Annotated in this window: 20 protein-coding genes; 15 read left to right on the forward strand and 5 right to left on the reverse strand. The window is 52.4% G+C overall.

The features are described 5' to 3' along the window. Window positions 1-31: 31 nt before the first annotated feature. The 3 genes from pflB to recA all read left to right on the forward strand — a co-directional run bounded on the left by pflB (window position 32) and on the right by recA (window position 4,703). Entirely contained in the window at window positions 32-2,317 is a 2,286-nt protein-coding gene (gene pflB / locus RSJ68_05610; GenBank protein ID WNU98193.1) for a formate C-acetyltransferase, read from the forward strand. 292 nt (window positions 2,318-2,609) lie between these two features. Continuing rightward, a complete protein-coding gene (pflA, locus tag RSJ68_05615) occupies window positions 2,610-3,422 on the forward strand; it encodes a pyruvate formate lyase 1-activating protein (protein WNU98194.1) in 813 nt (270 codons plus the stop codon). Between the two features lie 234 nt (window positions 3,423-3,656). Continuing rightward, window positions 3,657-4,703 (forward strand): recombinase RecA, encoded by a 1,047-nt coding sequence (gene recA / locus RSJ68_05620; GenBank protein WNU98195.1) that lies wholly within the window; start codon window positions 3,657-3,659, stop codon window positions 4,701-4,703. Window positions 4,704-5,036: 333 nt separating this feature from the next. Here the strand turns inward: recA and RSJ68_05625 are convergent, their stop codons facing one another. Then, the gene (locus RSJ68_05625; GenBank protein ID WNU98196.1) at window positions 5,037-6,077 is read right to left on the reverse strand and encodes a Gfo/Idh/MocA family oxidoreductase; all 1,041 of its coding nucleotides are present in this window, start codon (window positions 6,075-6,077) and stop codon (window positions 5,037-5,039) included. 118 nt (window positions 6,078-6,195) lie between these two features. Between RSJ68_05625 and rbfA the strand changes: the two genes are divergently transcribed. The 3 genes from rbfA (at window position 6,196) to truB (ending at window position 7,976) form a co-directional block, all read left to right on the forward strand. Then, complete coding sequence (rbfA, locus tag RSJ68_05630; protein ID WNU98197.1) at window positions 6,196-6,567, forward strand: 30S ribosome-binding factor RbfA; 372 nt, start codon at window positions 6,196-6,198, stop codon at window positions 6,565-6,567. An 82-nt stretch (window positions 6,568-6,649) separates the two neighbouring features. Further along, complete coding sequence (locus tag RSJ68_05635; protein WNU98198.1) at window positions 6,650-7,060, forward strand: hypothetical protein; 411 nt, start codon at window positions 6,650-6,652, stop codon at window positions 7,058-7,060. A 1-nt stretch (window position 7,061) separates the two neighbouring features. Then, window positions 7,062-7,976 (forward strand): tRNA pseudouridine(55) synthase TruB, encoded by a 915-nt coding sequence (gene truB, locus RSJ68_05640; GenBank protein ID WNU98199.1) that lies wholly within the window; start codon window positions 7,062-7,064, stop codon window positions 7,974-7,976. A 179-nt stretch (window positions 7,977-8,155) separates the two neighbouring features. On the opposite strand, the gene RSJ68_05645 is transcribed toward truB, so the two are convergent. Next, on the reverse strand, window positions 8,156-9,499 hold the full coding sequence (locus tag RSJ68_05645; GenBank protein WNU98200.1) for a polynucleotide adenylyltransferase PcnB: 1,344 nt from the start codon (window positions 9,497-9,499) through the stop codon (window positions 8,156-8,158). 148 nt (window positions 9,500-9,647) lie between these two features. Between RSJ68_05645 and RSJ68_05650 the strand changes: the two genes are divergently transcribed. From RSJ68_05650 to yddG, 4 genes are all read left to right on the forward strand, one after another. Then, the gene (locus tag RSJ68_05650; GenBank protein WNU98201.1) at window positions 9,648-10,043 is read left to right on the forward strand and encodes a hypothetical protein; all 396 of its coding nucleotides are present in this window, start codon (window positions 9,648-9,650) and stop codon (window positions 10,041-10,043) included. Between the two features lie 78 nt (window positions 10,044-10,121). Beyond that, on the forward strand, window positions 10,122-11,096 hold the full coding sequence (locus tag RSJ68_05655) for a class 1 fructose-bisphosphatase (GenBank protein ID WNU98202.1): 975 nt from the start codon (window positions 10,122-10,124) through the stop codon (window positions 11,094-11,096). Window positions 11,097-11,623: 527 nt separating this feature from the next. Further along, window positions 11,624-12,676: a biotin synthase BioB gene (gene bioB, locus RSJ68_05660; GenBank protein ID WNU98203.1), complete on the forward strand. Its 1,053-nt coding sequence runs from the start codon at window positions 11,624-11,626 to the stop codon at window positions 12,674-12,676. 365 nt (window positions 12,677-13,041) lie between these two features. Next, window positions 13,042-13,950: an aromatic amino acid DMT transporter YddG gene (gene yddG, locus RSJ68_05665; protein ID WNU98204.1), complete on the forward strand. Its 909-nt coding sequence runs from the start codon at window positions 13,042-13,044 to the stop codon at window positions 13,948-13,950. A gap of 168 nt (window positions 13,951-14,118) precedes the next feature. On the opposite strand, the gene RSJ68_05670 is transcribed toward yddG, so the two are convergent. Continuing rightward, the gene (locus tag RSJ68_05670) at window positions 14,119-15,162 is read right to left on the reverse strand and encodes a sulfate ABC transporter substrate-binding protein (protein WNU98205.1); all 1,044 of its coding nucleotides are present in this window, start codon (window positions 15,160-15,162) and stop codon (window positions 14,119-14,121) included. A gap of 317 nt (window positions 15,163-15,479) precedes the next feature. After that, complete coding sequence (locus RSJ68_05675) at window positions 15,480-16,106, reverse strand: NAD(P)H-hydrate epimerase (GenBank protein WNU98351.1); 627 nt, start codon at window positions 16,104-16,106, stop codon at window positions 15,480-15,482. A gap of 316 nt (window positions 16,107-16,422) precedes the next feature. Between RSJ68_05675 and RSJ68_05680 the strand changes: the two genes are divergently transcribed. The 4 genes from RSJ68_05680 to RSJ68_05695 all read left to right on the forward strand — a co-directional run bounded on the left by RSJ68_05680 (window position 16,423) and on the right by RSJ68_05695 (window position 21,899). Continuing rightward, window positions 16,423-16,689 carry a FeoA family protein gene (locus tag RSJ68_05680; protein ID WNU98206.1) on the forward strand — a complete coding sequence of 89 codons (267 nt, stop codon included), beginning with the start codon at window positions 16,423-16,425 and terminating at the stop codon, window positions 16,687-16,689. A gap of 169 nt (window positions 16,690-16,858) precedes the next feature. Further along, complete coding sequence (locus RSJ68_05685; protein ID WNU98207.1) at window positions 16,859-18,727, forward strand: ferrous iron transporter B; 1,869 nt, start codon at window positions 16,859-16,861, stop codon at window positions 18,725-18,727. Continuing rightward, window positions 18,724-18,852 (forward strand): FeoB-associated Cys-rich membrane protein, encoded by a 129-nt coding sequence (locus RSJ68_05690; GenBank protein WNU98208.1) that lies wholly within the window; start codon window positions 18,724-18,726, stop codon window positions 18,850-18,852. The genes RSJ68_05685 and RSJ68_05690 overlap by 4 nt, the downstream gene beginning before the upstream one ends. 116 nt (window positions 18,853-18,968) lie before the next feature. After that, the gene (locus RSJ68_05695) at window positions 18,969-21,899 is read left to right on the forward strand and encodes a class I SAM-dependent DNA methyltransferase (GenBank protein WNU98209.1); all 2,931 of its coding nucleotides are present in this window, start codon (window positions 18,969-18,971) and stop codon (window positions 21,897-21,899) included. Between the two features lie 153 nt (window positions 21,900-22,052). Here RSJ68_05695 and mpl read toward each other — a convergent pair whose 3' ends face one another. Next, the gene (mpl, locus tag RSJ68_05700; GenBank protein WNU98210.1) at window positions 22,053-23,429 is read right to left on the reverse strand and encodes a UDP-N-acetylmuramate:L-alanyl-gamma-D-glutamyl-meso-diaminopimelate ligase; all 1,377 of its coding nucleotides are present in this window, start codon (window positions 23,427-23,429) and stop codon (window positions 22,053-22,055) included. 134 nt (window positions 23,430-23,563) lie between these two features. Between mpl and RSJ68_05705 the strand changes: the two genes are divergently transcribed. Next, on the forward strand, window positions 23,564-24,277 hold the full coding sequence (locus RSJ68_05705; protein ID WNU98211.1) for a class I SAM-dependent methyltransferase: 714 nt from the start codon (window positions 23,564-23,566) through the stop codon (window positions 24,275-24,277). Window positions 24,278-24,283: the final 6 nt, after the last annotated feature.

Raw genomic sequence — 24,283 nt, forward strand, 5'->3', positions numbered from 1 at the left:
TAAATTCTATCTGACAAATTAGGAGCTTGATATGTCAACCGATGTACAGCAACGCCCTGCCGCTTGGGAAGGTTTTGTCGGCGGTAATTGGGAAACCAATGTCGACGTGCGCGATTTTATTCAGAAAAACTATACGCCTTATGAAGGCGATGCGTCTTTCCTCGCGCCTGCAACCGAGGCGACGACCAAACTGTGGGCGGAAGTGATGGAAGGCATCAAAGTCGAAAACCGCACGCACGAACCCTACAAAATCGATGCGCAAGTTGTGTCCGGCATTACCAGCCATGCACCGGGCTATATCGATAAAGATTTGGAAACCATCGTCGGCCTGCAAACAGATGAGCCTCTGAAACGCTCGATCATGCCGTTCGGCGGTTTGAAAATGGTACAAGACGCGTGCAAAGTGTACAACGTCGAGTTGAACCCCGAAGTTAGCGAAATCTTCACCAAATACCGCAAAACCCATAATCAAGGCGTGTTTGACGTTTATACGCCCGACATCCGCCGTTGTCGCAAATCCGGTGTGATCACCGGTTTGCCGGATGCTTACGGTCGTGGTCGCATCATCGGCGACTACCGCCGCGTGGCATTGTACGGTATCGACTTCTTGATGAAAGACAAACTCAACCAGTTCAACTCGCTGCAAGCCGATTTGGAAAACGGCGTGGATTTGGAAGAAGTCATCCGCCGCCGCGAAGAAATCAACGACCAATACAAAGCCTTGGGTCAAATGAAAGAAATGGCAGCCTCTTACGGCTACGACATTTCCGGTCCTGCGAGAAATGCACAAGAAGCCATCCAATGGACTTACTTCGGCTACCTTGCCGCCGTTAAATCGCAAAACGGCGCCGCCATGTCGTTCGGTCGCGTGTCTTCATTCTTGGATATCTACATCGAGCGCGACCTGAAAAACGGCGTAATTACCGAAACCCAAGCGCAAGAATTTATCGACCATTTGGTGATGAAACTGCGTATGGTCCGTTTCCTGCGTACGCCCGAATACGACCAACTCTTCTCCGGCGACCCGATTTGGGCAACCGAATCCATCGGCGGTATGGGTTTGGACGGCCGCACGCTGGTAACCCGCACCAACTTCCGCGTGCTGCACACCCTGTACAACATGGGTCCGTCTCCCGAACCGAATATCACCGTGTTGTGGTCCGAACAACTGCCGCAAGGCTTTAAAGAGTTTTGCGCCAAAGTGTCCATCGACACCTCGTCCATCCAATATGAAAACGACGATTTGATGCGTCCGGATTTCAACAGCGACGACTACGCCATTGCCTGCTGCGTCAGCCCGATGGTGGTCGGCAAACAAATGCAGTTCTTCGGCGCACGCGCCAACTTGGCGAAAACCCTGCTGTACGCAATCAACGGCGGCGTGGACGAAAAATCCAAAGACCAGGTCGGCCCGAAAACCGAACCGATTATGGACGAAGTTTTGGACTACGACACTGTCTTTGCACGCATGGACAAATTCATGGATTGGCTGGCAACCCAATACGTTACCGCGTTGAACATCATCCATTACATGCATGACAAATACAGCTACGAAGCCGCGTTGATGGCGCTGCACGACCGCGACGTGAAACGCACTATGGCTTGCGGTATCGCCGGTTTGTCTGTGGCCGCCGACTCACTGTCCGCCATCAAATACGCCAAAGTCAAACCGATTCGTGATGAAAACGGTATTGCCGTCGACTTTGAAATCGAAGGCGAATATCCGCAGTTCGGTAACAACGACGACCGCGTGGACGATATTGCCTGCGATTTGGTGGAACGCTTCATGAAAAAAGTGGCGACCCACAAAACTTACCGCAACGCAACGCCGACCCAGTCCGTGTTGACCATTACCTCCAACGTCGTATACGGCAAAAAAACCGGCAATACGCCGGACGGCCGCCGCGCAGGCGCACCGTTCGGTCCGGGCGCCAACCCGATGCACGGCCGTGATGTCAACGGCGCCGTCGCTTCGCTGACTTCCGTGGCCAAACTGCCGTTCGAGTTTGCCAAAGACGGTATTTCCTACACCTTCTCCATCGTGCCGGGTGCATTGGGTAAAGACGAAAATTCCCGCGAACGCAACCTCGCAGGCCTGATGGACGGTTACTTCCACCACGAAGAAGGAGAAGTGGAAGGCGGCCAACACCTGAACGTCAACGTATTGACCCGCGAAACGCTGGAAGACGCGATGAACAATCCGGACAAATATCCGCAACTGACCATCCGCGTGTCCGGTTACGCCGTACGCTTCAACTCGCTGACCCGAGAACAGCAGCTTGACGTGATTACCCGCACCTTTACACAAACCATGTAAAGCAAAGGGTTTACAGTAAACCAAGCCGGGGGACGGATTATCCGGAACCCGGCTTGATTTTGCTTGAAGCAATGGTTTGATAATATCAAAATCCAGTGGATTAACTTCAAATCAAGACGACCGAAGGCGGTACAATAGAGTTATCATTAAAACCCATTTACCTATTTAAAAACAGCCCATAAACTTCCCACAACAGGGAACGCAATGCCCGCATATTAATCCAATAAGAAGAACCCTCTGCAACACAAAAACAAGTTTTCAGACGACCCCAATATCCGGTACATCAGACACCATGCAGACATCCATCGCCATCAACCCCGAAACGCCCGCCCCCGCCAAAGACCTCGGACACCGCCATTACAACGGCAAAGGCATCGTCCATTCCGTAGAATCCTGCGGCGCAGTGGACGGTCCCGGGTTGCGCTACGTCCTCTTCCTGCAAGGCTGCCTCATGCGCTGCCTCTACTGCCACAACCGCGACACATGGGACTTGCACACCGAACAGGCCCAAGAAATGACCGTGCCCGAAGTCATGAAGCAAGTCATGTCCTACCGACACTACCTGCGCGCCACAGGTGGCGGCGTTACCGCCACAGGCGGCGAACCGCTCCTGCAATACGAATTCGTACGCGACTGGTTCACCGCCTGCCGCGAACACGACATCCACACCTGCCTCGACAGCAACGGCTACGCCCTGCATTACGATTCCATCCTTGACGACCTGATCGACCACACCAACCTCGTCATGCTCGATTTAAAACAAATCGACCCCGAAATCCACAAAGTCCTCGTCGGCATCCCCAATACCAAAACCCTCAAATTCGCCCACTACCTCGCCGAACGCAAACAGCCCGCCCGCGTCCGCTACGTCGTCGTGCCGGGCTATACCGATGACGACCGTTCCGCCCACCTGCTCGGCGAATTCATCGCAGACATGGACAACGTCGAAATGGTCGAACTCCTTCCTTATCACGAACTGGGCGCGCACAAATGGGCATTGTGCGGCGACACCTACAAACTCACCGGCGTACATCCGCCTCCCAAAGAAACCATCCTCAAAATCAAATCGATTTTGGAAAGCTACGGCAAAAACATTATCTATTGAGTTCAAATCCAAAAAGGTCGTCTGAAAATGAAATATTCGCTTTCAGACGACCTTTCAGCACTCTTAATACATCCAAACATACAACTCATAAATCATATAATTCAGATAATTAACAACAATTTATCCAAAATATGAAATAAAACCGAAATAAAACTATACTTTTTCTTAATTTATGCGATAATAGCTAAACAAATTCTTAGCTACTTTGATAACATCCCTTACGAGAACAGCACCATGTCAGACGAAAAAAGCAAAGCCCTAGCCGCCGCCCTTGCCCAAATTGAAAAAAACTTCGGCAAAGGCTCCATCATGAAAATGGACGGCAGCCAGCAAGAAGAAAACCTTGACGTCATCTCCACCGGCTCGCTCGGCGTGGACTTGGCACTAGGCGTCGGCGGTCTGCCGCGCGGCCGTGTCGTGGAAATCTTCGGCCCCGAATCCTCCGGTAAAACCACGCTCTGTCTCGAAGCCATTGCCCAATGCCAGAAAAACGGCGGTATCTGCGCCTTTATTGACGCCGAACACGCCTTCGACCCGATTTACGCCCGCAAACTCGGCGTTAAAGTAGAAGAACTCTACCTCTCCCAACCCGACACCGGAGAACAGGCTTTGGAAATCTGCGACACCCTGGTACGTTCCGGCGGCGTGGACATGGTCGTTGTCGACTCCGTAGCGGCCCTCGTACCCAAAGCCGAAATCGAAGGCGAAATGGGCGACAGCCATGTCGGCCTGCAAGCCCGCCTGATGAGCCAAGCCTTGCGCAAGCTCACCGGCCACATCAAACGCACCAACACACTGGTTGTCTTCATCAACCAAATCCGTATGAAAATCGGCGTGATGTTTGGCAGCCCCGAAACCACCACCGGCGGCAACGCCCTCAAATTCTACGCTTCCGTCCGCCTCGACATCCGCCGCACCGGACAAATCAAAAAAGGCGACGACGTTATCGGCAACGAAACCAAAGTCAAAGTCATCAAAAACAAAGTAGCGCCCCCGTTCCGCCAAGCAGAATTCGATATTCTGTACGGAGAAGGCGTAAGCTGGGAAGGCGAACTGATTGACCTTGGCGTCAAATATGACATAGTTGAAAAATCAGGCGCATGGTACAGCTACAACGGCGCCAAAATCGGACAAGGCAAAGACAATGTCCGCGTATGGCTGAAAGAGAATCCCGAAATCGCCAACGAAATCGACGCCAAAATCCGTGCCGCCGTGGGTATCAACGTTGATATTACCGAAGGCAAACTGGACGACACCGACGGTGAACGTCCTGAGGAATAAGCCTCTGCCAGTCTTTCAATAAAAAATATGAAAGATCGTCAGAAAACGAATATAGCAGGTTTCGCTAAAAGTTTTCAGACGACCTTTCCGCACTCAACAGAAAACATAGCCTTAAAAATGATAGAAATGCCTACATCGTCATTCCTATAAAGGTAGGCATCTGAAAATTAGAAATTACGGCCATTTTTAAATGTTACCGAAGAAATACCCAAGATCTGGATTCCCGCCATAGCCTGTCCTCGCGCAGACACAGGAGAAAATAGTGACTTCCGAGTTAATCTTCTGTATTTTAAAAAATTTCAGAAATCCTGTTCCCTGCAACTTTTAATCTCCCTACACCTTCACCCGACGCCCTGATCTCGCGCTTTCATATACTTTTTCCAGCAGCCCCAATACCTCCGCCACTTGGCGCGGTTGCACCGCTGCGGGAGATTTGCCTTGCAGCGCGTCATAAAGATTTTCATAAAACGCCGCATAATTTCCGCTGACGCTTTCGATTTTTTTGCGGACGACTGCCCCGTCGATTTCCGTATGCAGGATGCCCCATTCGTCTTCCGATTCACGGTTCCACGCTCCGACGGGTTGCGCGCCGCCGAGCAGCAAGGCTTCTTGGTTGTCGGCGTTTTGTTTGACGTATGAACCGCGTTTGCCGTGCAAGGTCATGAACGGCAAAGGTTCGCGGGCATATTTGCTTGCGGTCAAGGCGACTTTTTTGCCGTCGGCGTAATAGAGCACGATATAGAAATTGTCGTCGCTGACCGCTCCTTCATGTTGATAACGCACATCGGCATAAAGCTCGTCGGGCATCCCGAAGATATTGACCGCCATATCCATGAGGTGCGAACCCAAATCGTACACCAGCCCTACCCCCGCCTCGCCCGTTTCCTTCCAGCGTTTTTTGTTCAATGCAGCCGCATAACGCTCGAAACGGAACTCCGCATCCACAATTTCGCCCAAGAGGTCGTCTGAAAGCAGTTTTTTGGCGGTCAGCGGCGCGCTGTCCCAACGGCGGTTTTGGTAAACAGTCAGCAATACGCCCTGCCGCTCGGCGAGTTCCGCCAGTTCCAAGGCTTGCGCCGCCGTGGCGCACAATGGTTTTTCCACCACCACATTTTTACCCGCACGCAAAGCCTGAGCGGCAAAATCGAAATGCGTCTGGTTCGGCGTGGTCACGACCACTAAATCCACATCGTCGGTAAGCAACTCCTCAAACGAACGCACGGTCTGCGCCTGCGGCAGGACTTCCTGCGCCCTATTGCCGCTGCGTTCAAACACGCGCACAACTTCAAACCGCGCATCCGCACGCCAAAACGGCAGATGGAACACCTGCGCTGACATGCCGAACCCCGCCAATCCGATTTTGATTTTCTGCATAGCCAAACTCCTTTTCAGACGACCTCAAATTGCCGTATATCCGTTATAATACCGCACTTATTTCACACAGGCGGTCTGAAAACAAAGTTGAAACGGCCGCCGCCGTTTAAGGAAAACCATGAGAAAACCGCAACGCGGCTATGCCCGCCAAGACCGTGTCAAAGAACAAATCATGCGCGAACTGGCCGAGCTGGTCCGCACCGGCCTGAAAGACCCGCGCGCAGGCTTCATCACCATCAACGAAGTCGAAGTCACCCGCGATTACAGCCACGCCACCGTGTTCTACACCGTCCTCGACGACAGCACCCGCGACATCACCGAAGAAGCCTTGGAACACGCCAAAGGTCATTTGCGCAGCGAGCTGGCGAAACGCATCAAACTCTTCAAAACGCCGGAACTGCACTTCAAATACGACGAATCGCTCGAACGCGGCATGAGCATTTCCAGCCTCATCGACCAAGTGGCGGCGGAAAAGCCGGTGGAAGATTAAAAATAAAGCTCTTCTGAACACCCGGTATTAAAACCGAAGATCTGTTTCAGACGGCCTCCTTGCTCTGCTTTAGGATATATCCATGACCTTTCCCGAATTTCTATTGTTTTTAGTCTTTTTCTCCTATTGTGCCTGCTACGCTTTCAGTTTGCGCAAAGGGACAACTGTCTTTAATACCGCATCGGGCAACGAAATCCACATAGGTAAAAACGGGCATTACTCGGTTTGGCATGATGGAGACGGACAAATCCCCTTCCGCATCACCGACCTAAACGGGCGGGAAGCACCTCTCTCCAAACCGCTGTTTCATGCCAGTTTCCGCCGTACCGGCGGCCGCATCACGCTTTTAAAGCAAGGCCGTCTGAAAAAAGGCAGCTACACAGTAGAAACACCAAATCCGCACAGCCACATCATCCTCAGAAAAACAATATCGGAAACGCCGATCATCCTACTCGGCACTTACATCTTATCCCTTTCCTTCCTCCTTCACTGACATGACCGCCAAACCCGCCAAACGCCCCGTCAACGGCGTCCTTCTGCTCGACAAGCCCGAAGGACTTTCCAGCAACACCGCCCTGCAAAAAGCCCGCCGCCTCTACAACGCCGAAAAAGCGGGGCATACCGGCGTACTCGATCCTTTGGCGACCGGACTTTTGCCCGTCTGCTTCGGCGAAGCGACCAAGTTCGCCCAATACCTGCTGGATGCCGACAAAGCCTACACCGCCACGCTGAAACTCGGCGAAGCCAGCAGTACGGGCGATGCCGAAGGCGAAATCATCGCCACCGCCCGCGCCGATATTTCCTTAGCCGAATTTCAGACGGCATGCCAAGCCCTGACGGGCAACATCCGCCAAGTGCCGCCGATGTTTTCCGCCCTCAAACACGAAGGCAAACCGCTGTACGAATACGCCCGCAAAGGCATCGTCATCGAACGCAAACCACGCGACATCACCATTTACGCCATTGATATTACCGAGTTTGACGCGCCCAAAGCCGTCATTGACGTACGTTGCAGCAAAGGCACCTACATCCGCACCCTAAGCGAAGACATCGCCAAACACATCGGCACGTTCGCCCACCTGACCGCCCTGCGCCGCACCGAAACCGCCGGTTTCTCCATCCGCGAAAGCCACACGCTCGAAGCCTTGGCAGAATTAAACGAAACCGAACGCGACGCCCTGCTCCTGCCCTGCGACGTTTTAGTGCGGCACTTCCCCAAAATCGAACTAAACGACCGCGCCGTAACCATGCTCAAATGCGGCCAGCGCCCGCAGTTTACCGAAAACATCTCCGCCGATCAGCCCATCCGCGTTTACGACAGAAGCGGAACATTTATCGGCTTGGTGGAATACCAAAAAGAAATCGGTCGCCTCAAAGCCCTGCGGCTGATGAATACGGCGAAAGAATGAAGAATCTGATTCTTAAGTGAAAATATAGAAAAGGTCGTCTGAAATATAGTTTTCAGACGACCTTTTCAGTTGAATTTCTTAAAATATTGGCAGATTTGAAACAACCGTTCTAGCCCCATGAAAAAAGTCGTCTGAAAACCTGTCATACCCGTTTTCAGACGACTTTTCGACTATTATCTCTATTGCCCTTGTTCCGTTTTCTTTTTGCGCGGACGGCGGCGGCGTTTCTTTTTCACACCTTCGTTGCCCTGCGCACGAGCATGGTTTGTCGTCATTTCATTGCGCAAACCTTCATCGGCATGCTGGAAACTGTTCCACCATTCGACCGTTTGGCGGTCAATCTCGCCCACTTCGCCGCGCAACACCAGAAAGTCGTAAGCAGCCCGGAAACGCTGCTGCGCGAGCAGGCGGTGCGGACGGGCGCCGCGCATCTGTTCGAATTGCGGTTGGAACTGCCAGATTTCCCGCATGGTCGCGGCAAAACGCTGCGGCACGCCCCAACCTTTTTCAACATCGCTCCGCAGGGATTCGATAGCGTCTGTCAGAGCAGGCGTAGGCTTTTGCCCCTGTGCCAGATTCCGTTGCCAGCGTCGGTTGACATCCGGCCACAATACGGCAGCCAAGACGAAGCCGACTGAAACCGATTTGTCCTGACGCAGCCGCTCGTCAGTGTTTTTCAGTGCAAGCGAAATAATGCGGTTTTCAGGCTTTTCCGCCGATTTCAACGCAGTCAAAAGCGGATGGATGTCGTCTGAAACACCCAAGCTGTTAAGTTTTTTCAAACATTCCCGCGCATGGCCGGAAAACAGCAGCTTCATGATTTCGTCAAACAGGCGGGCGACGGGTTCGTGTTTCAGACGACTAGCATACTCGGGAATCGGCGCGGCAGTGGATTCTTCCACCGAAAAGCCAAGTTTGCCCGACAAACGTACGGCGCGCAGGATACGGACAGGATCCTCGCGGTACCGCTCCGCAGCATCGCCTATCATAACCAGGCTTCTGTCGGCTATATCGTTGACGCCGTTATGGAAATCCAAAATTTCTTCGCGTATCGGATCGTAATACAACGCATTGCAGGTAAAGTCTCGGCGCATCGCATCTTCTTCTATGCTGCCATAAGTGTTGTCTTTCATAATCCTGCCGTGCGCGTTTTGCTGCACCTTGCCGCCGCCGCGGAATGTCGTTACTTCTATGGTTTCCGGACCTGTCATGACATGGACGATTTGAAAACGCCTGCCGATGATGCGGCTGCGGCGGAAAATTTTTCTCACCTGCTCCGGCGTAGCATCGGTGGCGACATCGAAGTCTTTAGGCTCTACACCCAACAGCATATCCCTGACCGCCCCACCTACGATATAGGCTTTGAATCCTTCCTCTTGCAAACGTTTGACGGTTTTTTCCGCTGCAAAACTGATCATATCCGCGCTGATACGGTATTCTTCAGCGGGGATGATTTCTTTGCGAACCTCGGTTTGCCTGCTCTGTCTGCCGGACAAAACTTTGTTCAGCCATTTTTTCAACATATTCCTGATACTCTTTCTTGTTATCCTTCCGCCTGCAAACGGAAGCCACCGATGCGGGCGGGGCGTCATTATACCTTAAGTTGCGCTAACCTACGTCGTCTGAAGCCTTGCCGCCTCCGGCTGGCAGGCGCAGCAGTTTTAAATTACAATGAACCAAACTTATCCTTCCTGTCCGATGATGAAAAAAACCAACGTATTATCCTTATTCCTCGCCCTTGCTGCGACCGCCTGTTCAGACGGGTCTTCCGACAGCGTTACCGACAAATTCAAAAGCGAATTCCGCAAAGGTTTTGTCGAAGGCGCAACGGAGCAATGCGTTGCCAAAGTACCGAAAACAAGCCTGCTTTCGGAAGAAACCGTACTTCAAGTCTGCACCTGCACTGCCGAAAAGATGGCAGACCGCATTTCGGTGGAAGATATGTCTGCCATCCTGTCGGGCAATATCAGTGAAAACGTTAAAGAACAAATCAAACAGAGCACCACGGACTGTTTGAAAGAAACTGTCGGTTTGGACGGCAAGCGCGCCGCTTCGGCCAGTAAATAAACACCCCCCCCCTTCTTCAAACCTCGTCTGAACCTTTTTCGGACGTTTTTCAAAATCATTCAAGAAATCGAGTTTGACATGACCACATTCGCGCAATTCCTTCCGGAACATTTACAGCAAAACGCCCTGCCCGAACAATTAGGCAGCGTATTGGAATCCGTCATCTCCGCCTGCAGCGAAATCAGCGGAAAAGTCCGCCTCGGCGCGCTTTCAGGCGTTTTGGGTATGGCAGGTACAGGCAACATCCAAGGTGAAGACCAAAAAAAACTCGACGTTATCGCCAACGATATTCTCATCCGTATCTTAAAAGACAATCCGTCTGTTGCCGGTTTGGCAAGCGAAGAGGAAGACACTTTTGTCGCCGCCCATCCTGACGGACGCTATTTGGTTTTGTTCGACCCGCTGGACGGCTCGTCCAACATTGATGTCAACATCTCCGTCGGCACAATTTTTTCCATTTTGGAGAAACCCGAAGGCGATTTGGAAACGGCGTCATTTTTGCAAAAAGGCCGAGATCAAGTTGCCGCAGGTTATGTTTTATACGGCCCGCAAACCCAACTGGTCTTGACCGTCGGACACGGTGTTTCCGTCTTTACTTTGGACGAGGACGGCAATTTTGTGATGACCAAAGAAAATCCGCGCGTTCCCGAAACCACCAAAGAATTTGCCATCAATATGTCCAACCGCCGCCATTGGCTGCCGCCCGTCCAACGTTATATCGACGAATTGCTGGCAGGTGAAACCGACAGTCGCGGTAAAAACTACAATATGCGCTGGGTTGCCAGCATGGTTGCCGAAATCCACCGCATCCTGATGCGCGGCGGCGTGTTCATGTACCCTCAAGACAAACGCGATCTCTCCAAACCGGGCAAACTGCGCCTGATGTACGAAGCCAACCCGATGAGCCTGATTTTGGAACAGGCAGGCGGCGCAGCTTTCGACGGACAGACCGACATGCTGGATGTCAAGCCGGTCGGATTGCACCAACGCGTCGCCGTCTTCATGGGCAGCAAAGAAGAAGTGGACTATATCCGCAAACTTCATCAAGCCTGACAGGTGTAAAAATTAAATGTATAGTGGATTAACTTTAAATCAGGACAAGGCGACGAAGCCGCAGACAGTACAAATAGTACGGCAAGGCGAGGCAACGCCGTACTGGTTTAAAGTTAAACCACTATAAAAAGGTCATCTGAAATTACCGTGTATGTTTCAGACGACCTTTTCCCAATATTCTGAAAATTGGAATGACCAGATAAAAAAATACCTCCTTACCTTGCTTCCGATTATCCATGCTTTATGTGAATTCCGCTGTGGATATATCAAATTAATAATTGATATAAAAGAAGAAAATATAATTGATTAAAAAACAGGCAGATAAAATTCCCAAAAAATAAGCAGAATTTGTCAAGCCTTTGCTGACCGCCGACTAGAATTTTTTTGCCCCCGTTTTTCAAACGCGTTACACTTCCTCCTCGTCTGTTTTCAGACGACGTTTCACTCCAACCGTGCCGCTGCCGTCATTGCGCCGGCAGTCAGGCAGTCAGCGTCATTGCGCCGCTGTAAATACGAAAGAACACACTATGACCATCTCTCCCGTCGCCTTGCGCCGTAAGACCGAGCGCAAGCCGCATCCGACCGCGCGCTATTGGAAAAAATGCGATGTCGAAGCCCTGTTCGGACTTCCCTTCCTCGACCTCGTTTACCAAGCCGCCGAAATCCACCGCCAAAATTTCAACCCGCGCGAAATCCAGCTTTCCACCCTGTTGTCCATCAAAACCGGCGGCTGCCCCGAAGACTGCGCCTACTGCCCGCAATCGGCGCACCACAACACCAATCTGGGCAAAGAGCAGATGATGGATGTGGACGAAATCGTCGAAAAAGCCAAAATCGCCAAATCGCGCGGCGCAAGCCGTTTCTGCATGGGCGCGGCATGGCGCGGCCCCAAACCGAAAGACGTGGAGACGGTTTCCGCAATCATCAAAGCCGTGAAGGGTTTGGGCATGGAAACCTGTGGCACGTTCGGTATGCTTGAAGATGGTATGGCGGAAGACTTCAAAAAAGCAGGTTTGGACTATTACAACCACAACCTCGACACCGACCCCGAACGTTACAACGACATCATCCACACGCGCAAACACGAAGACCGCATGGACACCTTAGGCAAAGTCCGCAACGCCGGTTTGAAAGTCTGCTGCGGCGGCATCGTCGGCATGAACGAGACCCGCGCCGAACGTGCCGGACTGATTGCCAGCCTCGCCAACCTCGACCCGCAGCCCGAAAGCGTACCGATTAACCAGTTGGTTAAAGTGGAAGGCACGCCGCTTGCCGATGCCGAAGATTTGGATTGGACGGAGTTCGTCCGTACCATCGCCGTGGCGCGGATTACCATGCCGCACAGCTATGTCCGCCTTTCCGCCGGACGCTCGAGTATGCCCGAATCCATGCAGGCAATGTGTTTCATGGCGGGCGCGAACTCGATTTTCTACGGCGACAAACTCTTAACCACCGAAAATCCCGACGAAGACGGCGACCGCCTGCTGATGGAAAAGCTGGATTTGTATCCGCTGCAGTTTGAGCTGGAAGAAGAATACGAAGCGGCGCAGGAAACGCCCAAGATTAAGGTCGATTATTAATCCTTCCACAAAAACACAAGGTCGCCTGAAAACGGGTATCAACGTTTCATTTCGTTGAAACAGATTTTCAGACGACCTTTTTTGTAGAGATGAAAATAAGATTCAAGCATTATGCCACCTTGTTTGCCTCCCATCTTTTCCATTATAATTCGCCCTTGAAAAAACCTTCGTTTTTCTGTGGAATCGCTCTCTAAAAAAGAGCAAGTTTTTCCTAGATTCCCGCAAAACGATACAAAGGTCGTCTGAAAGCATCATTCAATGAAGCGATGTTTTCAGACGGCCTTTTTGAACACGCAGACAGGCAGATTCAAACAAAAACATTACCGTCTCTCGCCATTCCATCCGCACTTCCAATACACCGCATCATGTTCCGTATTACCGCCTATCCCATCTCCCCGAAACAGGCCACCTTCATCGGCCTTTTCGCCGTCTGTTTTTGGAGTTCCGTCATCGGGTTAATCCGTACCTTGAGCCTGCACATGGGGGCGGTAGGCGGCGCAGCGGTCATGTACAGCCTTGCCACGATATTGCTGCTGCTGATTTTCGGCAAACCCGATTTGCGCCGCTTCAGCCGGAATTACCTTTTTTGGGCAGGTATCTTTTTTGTCGGCTGCGAATTGTGCCTGTCCCTTTCCATCGGATATGCGGACAACGCCAGACAAACCGTCGAAATCGGCATGGTCAATTATTTATGGCCGACTTTTACCATCATCGGCGCGGTCTGGTTTAACAAACAGCCGGCAAAATGGTGGATCGCCATAGGCTTTGCACTATCCTTCATCGGCATTGCCATTGTCTTGGGCGGGGAAGGCGGATTGTCCCCAGCCCATATTTACCGCAATGTCCTCGCAAATCCCGCAGGCTATATCATGGCGCTCTTGGACGCGCTGTTTTGGGCGGCATATTGCACACTGACCGCGAGGGTTAAGGCGCAGGGTAATGCCGTCGGCTTTTTCTTTTTCCTCGTTTCCTGCGTTCTGTGGGCTAAATATTTTGCAGGCAGCTACGGCAGCCTCAATTTCGATACCGAATCAGTCTTATATGCGCTTGCTGCCGCATCCTGTATGGGTTTGGGCTATGCAGTGTGGAACATCGGCATCTCGCGCGGCAACATGACCGTTTTGGCAGGAGCATCTTATTTTATCCCCGTTTTCTCCGCCCTGATTTCATCCTTCCTGCTCGACGCACCGCCTCCTACGGAATTTTGGCAAGGTGCGGCGATGGTATGCATCGGATCGGCCGTATGCTGGTTGGCAACACAAAAGAAAGCATGACCGCACCTCTAAATCATAGAAATAAGATTTTCGGTTGAGACATATACCGATAAAAGCGTAACCGCCCCCGACCGTATCACATCTCAACACAACGTCGTCTGAAAACCGACATGGCAGGTTTTGCTCAAGCCGGTTTTCAGACGACGTTTTTCTTATCAAAGTACCAACTTATCTTTTGGGCGACAGTTTATCGACCAGACCGCCGTCAGCGAAGAATTTTTTCATGATTTCATCCCATGTACCGAATTTTTCGTTGGGGCTGAAGGTTTCGATTTCGGGGAAATCTGCTTTGTGTGCGGCGAAGACTTCGGCATTGCGCGGACGCAGGTAGAGTTTGGCGGCAAGCTCCTGCGCGGGTTTGCTCCATAGATATTCCAAATATTCCTTAGCGGCTTCCTGCGTACCTTTCTTGTCGGCAACGCTGTCCACAACGGCAACAGGGGTTTCAGACAGAATGGTATAGCTCGGATAAACGATTTCAAACTGATCTTGGGTCAGTTTTTTACTGACGTGATTCGCCTCGTTTTCAAAGGTAACCAAAACGTCGCCGATATTGCGCTGACTGAATGTTGTCGTGGCGGCACGTCCGCCGTTTTCAAACACAGGCGTGTTTTTCAGGACGGAAGCGGCAAATTCCTGCGCTTTGGCTTCATCGCCGTTGTTGGCTTTCAAACCGTAAGCGTATGCGCCAAGGAAAGCATAGCGGCCATTGCCGGAAGTTTTCGGGTTGGCGAGTACGATTTTGACACCGTCTTTCGCTAAGTCGTTCCAGTCTTTGATTTGTTTGGGATTGCCTTTGCGGACAAGGAAAACGGTTACGCTGGTATAGGGAACGGCATTGTCCGGCAGACGTTTTGCCCAATCGGGTTTAATCAGCCCTTTTTGAGCCAACAAATCGATGTCGGAAGTCTGGTTCATGGTAACGACATCCGCCGCCAGGCCGTTGGCAACAGACAATGCCTGCTTGCTGGAACCGCCGTGCGACTGTTGAATGTCTATGTCTGCGCCCTTGTGTTTGCTTTGATATTCTTTGACAAACAAAGGGTTGTATTCCTTATAAAAATCTCGTGCCACATCATAAGAAACATTCAATAGTTTCACACCTTTGCCGTCTGCCGCAGGAGAAGACGGTGAAGCGGTGTTTTGTTCAGATTGCGGCGAGCATGCCGCTAAAACTGCGGCGGCGAAAAGGGCGGTTGTGCGGACAGTCATTTTGTTCTCCAAATATTTGACAGGCACACTTTATACCGACGTTTCAGACGACGGAAATAATGTTTGCTTTCGGGTTTAGCGATTTTGGTTATAAACCCCAAACTTCGGCCAATGCCCGATGATTTCATATCGATTGGGAATTTAAAGCACTCGGAAGTTTTTCTGCACGATATACTTTCCGATCGTATCGGCTTCTTCCATATTGCAGGACTTTATTCCATATTCAATCTCAAAAACAACGTCGTCTGAAAACAGGCACAGCAGACTTTGCTAAAGCCATATTTTCAGACGACGTTTTATCTAAACCCAGAAGAGGGCTACTCTATCCCAATATCCAAACACACGGTTTCGCCGCAATATGCTTTGCCTGCGTCAGTCATATGCGCGGGTTTGTAGGCGGCGAAGGCGTAGGTCAGATCGGCGCGGAAGGTGTCTTTGTCTGCTTCGCCTGTGTCGCAGTTCAGCCCGGTCGGGATGTCCAGCGCGATTTTGAAACCGTCGGCTTGATTCAGCAGGCGGCAGACAGCGGCGGCTGTTTCGGGCAATGCGCCGCTGAAGCCTGTTCCGAAAATGCCTTCGATAACGAGGCCGTAACCTGTTTTCAGACGACCTTTGAGTTCGTCAGGGCGGATAATGCTGACGCCGTCCGCATGATTCAAACGCTCGCGGTTCAACTGCGCCAGCGGCGACAGTTTGTCTCCCAAGACGAAAACAACATCTACCTGCCAATCCCGATCCGACAACGCGCGCGCGATGACCAAACCGTCGCCGCCGTTGTTGCCCTTGCCGCAAACGATTAACGCGCTCCCTGCTTTGGGGAAACGGCGCAGCAAATCCGCGGCGGCGGCTTGTCCCGCGTTTTCCATCAGTTGCTCGAAAGTCGTGCCTTTATCGACTGCCATTTGTTCGTGTTCGCGCATTTCTGCGGCGGTGTAGATTTTCATCATTCGCTCCTTTTCTCTTTTCTGCCTATCAAACATCCAAACGAAAACCTTATCAATAGCCCTTCCCGACTTTCCCGTCAAATCATTCGCTTTTTTTGATTTGCCGCAAGAGGTCGTCTGAAAACCAAGTTTTGGGCGGTTTTGAATTTGATTTTTATGTTAATAATATTTATTATCATAATAAAATAAAACAATAAACAATCAAAACTACTTCTTTTGCGGGGACGGGCTTTGGGACATACCTTTGTCCCGCCCTGTGTCCAATTCGTCTTCACAGGCTGTCTTTTTTTCAATCGAAACGAAAGTAAAACACCCTATGTCTGCCATACCTTTATCAAAACTCAGTAAAGGCGCGGTCGCGCACATCGATTCCATCGTCCCCAATCCGACTTTCGGCGCACTCGACCCGCTGGTTACGCGCCGCCTTGCCGATTTGGGCTTTTCAAGCGGAATGCCGTTGCAGGTGATTGCCGTCGGCGGATTCGGACGCGGCCCGTTTGCCGTACGCTTGGGCAACCAGTCGCAATTCTCGTTGCGGCAGGAAGAGGCGGGAAAAATTATGTGCCATGTGATTGACGGCTGACCGCCGTACACGCAGGCAGGCTTCTATTTTGAAAATGCGGCATAGGCGGATTTAATCTGACCGCCCCATCCTTTTCAGACGACCTAGGTCGTCTGAAAACGCCGTTTCAAAGCCTTTTCCCCAATCCAACGCCAAACTCATCACACAATCAAACAAGGAGAATAAATAAATGGAACTAAGCTATTTTGCCTTGATTGGCGCGCCAAACTGCGGCAAAACCGTTTTGTTCAACGGTTTGACCGGCTCACATGCCAAGGTTGCCAATTATCCGGGCGTAACGGTCGATAAGCGCGAGGGTGCCTTCCTCGACGACGAGGCGGTCCGCATTATCGACCTGCCGGGCACATACAGCCTGCGCACGACCAGCCCCGACGAAGCGGTGGCGAAAGATGTGGCCGTGGGCAAGCTGGGCATTCCGCCCGACGCCATCATCGCCGTTGCCGACGCGACCAACCTGCGTATGACCCTGCGCATGATTCTGGAACTGAAAACGCTGGGACTGCCTATGGTGGTGTCGCTGAATTTGAGCGACGTCGCCCGCAGAAGGGGCTTGAATATCGACGCTGCCAAACTGAGCGAGCTGCTGGGCGTACCCGTTTTGGAAACGGTCGCAGTGAGCGCATCGGGCGTACAGGCAGTACGCGAAGCCGTAGCGAAGCTGCCGCGCAAACGCTCTTTCCCCGCCAACCCCGCCTCTGCCGAACGCACGCTCGATGCGCTGGAGAGCGAAAAACTTTATCAAGAAGTCGAATCGATTTTGGCACAGGTCGTCCGCACGGAAATGACGCTGCCCGCATGGCACAAAAAACTCGACGACATCGTGCTGCACCCCGTCTGGGGCATGATTATGCTGCTGGTCATCCTGTTTATGGTGTTCCAAGCGGTTTACACATGGGCAGCACCGATTATGGACGCCATCGAAGGCGGCTTTACCGCACTGGGCGAATGGGTGGGCGCCAACATGGAGCCGGGCATCCTCAACGACTTGATCGTCAACGGCGTGATTGCCGGTACCGGCAGCGTGTTGGTGTTCCTGCCGCAGATTACGATTCTGTTCGCCTTCATCCTGCTTTTGGAAGACTCCGGCTACCTGCCGCGCGCGGCGTTCCTGCTGGATAACGTGATGGCGAAAAGCGGCCTGTCCGGACGCTCGTTTATCCCGCTCCTGTCGAGTTTCGCCTGCGCCGTCCCCGCCGTGATGTCGGCGCGTACGATTCACGACCCGCGCGAACGCCTCGTGACCATCGCCGTCGCCCCGCTGCTGACCTGCTCCGCACGGCTGCCCGTTTACGCGCTGATTATCGCCGCCGTCATTCCCAACCGCACGGTGGGCGGGATTTTCAACCTGCAAGGGCTGACGCTGTTCGTCCTCTATATCGCAGGCATCCTGTCGGCTGCTTTGGCGGCGTACATTATGAAACGCTTGGCGCGGATGAAAGGCAACGTGCAACAATTCCCGCTTCTGATGGAGCTGCCGACCTTCCGCACGCCCAACTTCAAACACATCATGACCAGCCTGTGGGACAGGGTAAAAGCCTTCCTGAAACGCGCCGGTACGATTATTTTCGCGCTGACCGTGATCCTGTGGGGCTTGGTAAGCTGGCCGCAACCGCCTGCAGGCGCAACGGGCGCGGCAATCGATTACAGCCTCGCCGGCACCATCGGCCACGCCATCCAGCCGCTGTTCGCCCCGCTGGGCTTCACTTGGGAAATGTGTATCGCCATGATTCCGGGCATCGCCGCGCGTGAAGTCGTCGTTGCCGCGCTGGGTACGGTCTATGCCGTCAGCGCGTCGTCTGAAGACGCCGTACAAAACGCACTGATTCCGATTGTGCACAACAACTGGGGCCTGCCGACCGCCTTCGCCTTCCTGGCTTGGTATGTGTATGCTCCCATGTGCGCCGCGACATTGGCTGTGATTAAACGTGAAACCAAATCCACAAAAAATATGGTGATGATTACAGGCTATTTGTTCCTGATGGCTTACTTCGCCGCATTCGTGGTTTACCAAATTTCTTCAAGGATACTATCGTCATGACTCAATATATTATCGTCGGCTTGATTATGCTCGCCTGCGTATTCTTCCTCTTGCGAAAATTCGTGTTCAAACCGAAAAAACGCGACTGCAGCAGCGGCTGCGGCAAATGCGGCGGTTGCGGCTGAGTATGGATAGCTAGGAAGCAGAAAGGTCGTCTGAAATGGTTTCAGACGACCTTTTTAACGCAAACCGTTATAATAACGCCCCATCCATTTCCACAATACATTCATTGCATAAAGTCATGAAAACCTTGCTCCAACTCCAAACCGCCGCCCAAAATTTCGCCGACTACTACAAAAACCAAACCGACGAACGCCGTGAAAAAGACACCTTTTGGAATGAATTTTTCGCCATTTTCGGCATAGACCGCAAAAACGTCGCCCACTTCGAATACGCCGTTAAAGACCCGAGCAACAACACCCAATTTGTCGATGTCTTTTGGGAAGGCATCTTCCTGGCTGAACACAAATCCGCCAACAAAAACCTGGCCAAAGCCAAAGAGCAGGCGGAGCGTTATTTGCAGGAAATCGAGCGCACCAAGCCGTCTGCCTTACCTGAATATTACGCCGTCAGCGATTTTGCCCATTTCCACCTTTACCGCCGCGTGCCTGAAAAAGGCGTGGAAAACCAATGGCAATTCCCGCTGGAAGCATTGCCCGAATACATCACGCGCGGCGTTTTCGACTTTATGTTCGGCATTGAAGCCAAAGTCCGCCAAATTCAAGAAGAAGCCAACATTCAAGCGGCGGCGGCCATCGGCAGGCTGCACGATGCCTTGCAGGAAGAAGGCATTTACGAAGAACACGAACTCAGGCTCTTCATCACGCGCCTGCTTTTCCTCTTTTTTGCCGATGACAGCGCCGTTTTCCAGCGCAACTATCTCTTTCAAGACTTTTTAGAAGGCTGCAAAGAAGCCGACACGCTCGGCGACAAGCTCAACCAACTCTTTGAATTCCTCAATACACCCGACCGAAAGCGCAGCAAGACCCAAAGCGAAAAATTTAAAGGTTTCGAATACGTCAACGGCGGCCTTTTCAAAGAACGCCTGCGCACCTTCGACTTCACCGCCAAGCAGCACCGCGCCTTAATCGACTGCGGCAATTTCGACTGGCGCAACATCAGCCCCGAAATCTTCGGCACGCTCTTCCAATCCGTCATGGACGCGCAAGAGCGGCGCGAAGCGGGCGCACACTACACCGAAGCCGCCAATATCGACAAAGTCATCAACGGCCTCTTTTTAGAAAACCTGCGCGCCGAATTTGAAGCCGTCAAAGCCCTCAAACGCGACAAAGCCAAAAAACTCGCCGCCTTCTACCAAAAAATCCAAAATCTGCAATTCCTCGACCCGGCCTGCGGCTGCGGCAACTTCCTTATCGTTGCCTACGACCGCATCCGCGCCCTTGAAGACGACATCATTGCCGAAGCCCTCAAAGACAAAGCGGGCGGACTGTTCGACAGCCCGTCCGTCCAATGTCGTCTGAAACAATTCCACGGCATCGAAATTGACGAATTTGCCGTCCTTATCGCCCGCACCGCCATGTGGCTCAAAAACCACCAATGCAACATCCGCACGCAAATCCGCTTCGACGGCGAAGTCGCCTGCCATACGCTGCCGCTCGAAGACGCCGCCGAAATCATCCACGCCAACAGCCTTCGGACACCTTGGCAGGCGGCGGACTACATCTTCGGCAATCCGCCCTTTATCGGCTCGACTTACCAAACCAAAGAGCAGAAAAACGACCTAGAAAGCATCTGCGTCCATATCAAAGGCTACGGCCTGTTGGATTACGTCTGCAACTGGTACGTCAGAGCCGCCGGCATCATGGCGCAGAATCCCCGCGTCCGTACGGCATTCGTCTCCACCAATTCCATCTGCCAAGGCCAGCAGGTCGAAATCCTTTGGGGCAGCCTTTTGAACCAAGGCATCGAAATCAACTTTGCCCACCGTACCTTCCAATGGACGAGCCAGGCCGCAGGCAAAGCCGCCGTCCATTGCATCATCGTCGGCTTCAGCCGCAAACCGCAAACGTCGTCTGAAAACGGCGGCGCAAACGCTTCGGAAAATCCCACCCTGCCCAAATACCTCTACGACTATCCCGACATCAAAGGCGAACCCGTAAAACACGCCGTAGCCAACATCAATCCATATCTGATTGATGCGCCCGATTTGATTATTGCCAAGCGCAAAACCCAAATCAGCGGGGAAATTGAAATGTGCAAAGGCAATCAACCGACCGACGGTGGCAACCTTATCCTTTCAACCGATGAAAAAGACACCTTGATTGTCGATGAACCCTTGGCAAAACAATACATCCGCCCCTTTATCGGCGCCGAGGAATTCATCAACGGCAAAGCCCGTTGGTGCCTTTGGTTTCATGATGTAGCCGACGTCAAGCGTAACAACGACTTAAAAAAAATGCCGAAAGTACGAACCCGTATTCAGGCAGTCAAAGCCATGCGTGAAGCCAGCAGCAAAGCCGCTACGCAAAAAAAAGCCGCTACCCCGTGGCTCTTCGACGAAATCCGCCAGCCTTCAGAAGGCAATTATCTGATTATTCCGAGTACTTCTTCTGAAAGACGTCATTTCGTACCCATTGATTATGTTTCTCATATTATGATAAACAGCAACGCAAATTTTACCCTTCCAAACGCCACCCTTTTCCACTTCGGCATCCTCAGCTCCACCATGCACAATGCCTTTATGCGTACTGTCGCAGGTCGTCTTAAAAGCGATTACCGCTACTCCAATACCGTCGTGTACAACAACTTCCCCTTCCCCGAAAGCTGCCGCAAACCCGACGATGATGAAACTGCCCGTCAGGAAACCACGGGCAAAAAAGGCAAAAAACCGAGGTCGTCTGAAAACAGCCCCCTCCGCGCCGCCATCGAATCTGCCGCCCAAGCCATCCTCGACATTCGCGAGAAATACCGTGCCTATGCGCTTGCTAAAAATCTGCCGCCCCCTACGCTCGCCGAACTCTATGCGCCCGACGCAGGCTATCCCGACCTCGCCAAAGCCCACGCCGCCCTCGACAAAGCCGTCGATAAAGCCTACGGCTACAAAAAAGGCAAAAACACCGACGACGAGGCAGAACGCGTCGCCTTCCTGCTTGACCTGTACCGAAAAGCAATAGAAAGCAAAAACGCCAAGCCGCCCAAAAAATCCAAATAAAGGCAAACGGCAAACCCGGCCGGGTTTATAGCCCCCCCGCCGGAAATATCGGGCCTGCCCCATCCCATCCCATTCCTTCACAACAAAAAGGTCGTCTGAAAACCAAACTCCGGTTTTCAGACGACCTCAATCATTCCAAAATTTCAACCAACCTTATTGCAACGCTTCCAGCAGCTTCCCGTGTATCCCGCCGAAACCGCCGTTGCTCATCACCAAAATATGGTCGCCTGCTTCGGCATTTTCCACGATTTCGGCGACGAAGGCATCGAAGTCTTTGCCGACGTGCAGCTTGCTGCCCAAAGGCGCAAGGGCTTCGGCGACGTTCCAGTCCACACCTCCGGCGTAGCAGAACACTTGGTCGGCACCCTTGAGGCTTTCGGGTAAGGCGGCTTTCATGGTACCGAGTTTCATGGTGTTGGAACGCGGCTCGAGGACGGCGAGGATGCGGGCGTTTCCGACGCGCTGGCGCAGGCCTTCGATGGTGGTTTCGATGGCGGTCGGATGGTGGGCGAAATCGTCGTAAACGGTGATGCCGTTTACCGTGCCTTTGATTTCCATGCGGCGTTTGACGTTTTTAAACGCGCTCAAGGCTTCGCAGGCTGTCTGAATATCGACGCCGGCATGACGTGCGGCGGCAATGACGGCGAGCGCGTTCATGCGGTTGTGTCCGCCCATCAAATCCCATGCGATGTGTCCGGCTTTTTTGCCGTCAAGCAACACGTCGAACGAGCCGTCGGCATTGACTTCGCCGACCTGCCAGCCGTGTTCGGTGCCGAATTTTTCTACCGGTGTCCAGCAGCCTTTGTCCAAAGTGTCTTGCAGGCTTTGTTGTTGTCCGTTGCAGACGATTAGACCTTCAGACGGCACGGTGCGCACGAGGTGGTGGAACTGGGTCTGTATCGCGCCCAAGTCGGCAAAGATGTCGGCGTGGTCGAATTCCAGGTTGTTCAACACGGCGGTACGCGGACGGTAATGTACGAATTTGGAGCGTTTGTCGAAAAAGGCAGTGTCGTATTCGTCGGCTTCGATGACGAAAAACGGCGATTTGCTGTTCGGGTCTTGGCGCGGTGTTTGCGGCAGGCGGGCGGAAACGCTGAAGTTTTCCGGTACGCCGCCGATGAGGAAGCCCGGCGCGAGTCCGGCATATTCCAAGACCCATGCGAGCATGGACGCAGTGGTGGTTTTGCCGTGCGTCCCCGCCACGCCGAGTACCCAATGATGATGCAGCACGTTTTCCAACAGCCATTGCGGGCCGGAAATATAAGGCAGGCCGCGGTTCAAAATCGCTTCAACCACATCCATCCCGCGCTTGGCGACATTGCCGATCACGTAAACGTCGGCTTTAAATTCGTCCAACTGCGCGGCATCGAAGCCTTCGTGTACGTCTATGCCTAAGGCTTCGAGCTGGGTGCTCATCGGCGGATACATCTTCGCGTCGCAACCGCTGACTTTGAACCCCGCTTCTTTGGCAATGGCGGCCACCCCGCCCATAAACGTGCCGCCGATACCGATAATGTGGATGTGTTTCATGATAAGACCGTCTTTTGAATGAAATAATGGGAAAGCCGCCATTATAGCGGAGTTTGGATGCAGGGGTCGTCTGAAAAGCAAAGCTGTGGCAAGATGGACAATATAGAAGATTTGAACTGAACAGGAGAAAGCCCATGCCCAAGCTGACACCCCAAATGTTCGCTTTTCTGCAAGAGCCTCAAGTTGAAGCCGTTTTGCTGCGGCTCTACACACAAGCCTTAAAGCAAAACAGGCAGATGTTTTTTCATTTTCTGCCCAAGATTTTCAAACTGTTGGGCAAAGGGCTGGATTGGACGGGGGAAAACGAAAGTTTTTACGAAGACAAATACATCCCCATCGCACCACAACAAGGCAAGTTTTTGTACATGCAGGCTTTGGCATCGGATGCAAAAAACATCGTCGAATTTGGGACTTCCTACGGCATTTCGACGCTGTATCTTGCCGCAGCCTCCAAGCGCAACGGCGGGCGCGTCATCACTTGCGAATATCTGCCGCACAAAGCCGCCGCGGCGAGAAAACATTTCCAAGAAGCCGGTTTGGCAGACTATATCGAGCTTCGCGAAGGCGATGCGCTGGAAACCTTAAAAGACTTAGCCATCCGCCCCGATTTCGTCTTGCTCGACGGCTGGCCGGATTTGGTATTCCCCGTATTCAAGCTGCTGGAACCCAATCTTGCCGACCGCGCGGTCATCGCTGTGGATGATGTGGAAGGCTTTTCACCCGCCATGCAGGATTATCTCGATTACGTCCGCCGTCCTGAAAACGGTTATATTTCATCCACGCTAAAACCTTACAAAGCGTTGGAATATACGGTCAAAACAGGCAACCATACCGAAAAGGTCGTCTGAAAACCG

Source organism: Neisseria sp. DTU_2020_1000833_1_SI_GRL_NUU_006 (assembly GCA_032388755.1).
Classification (GTDB): Bacteria; Pseudomonadota; Gammaproteobacteria; order Burkholderiales; family Neisseriaceae; genus Neisseria; species Neisseria sicca_C.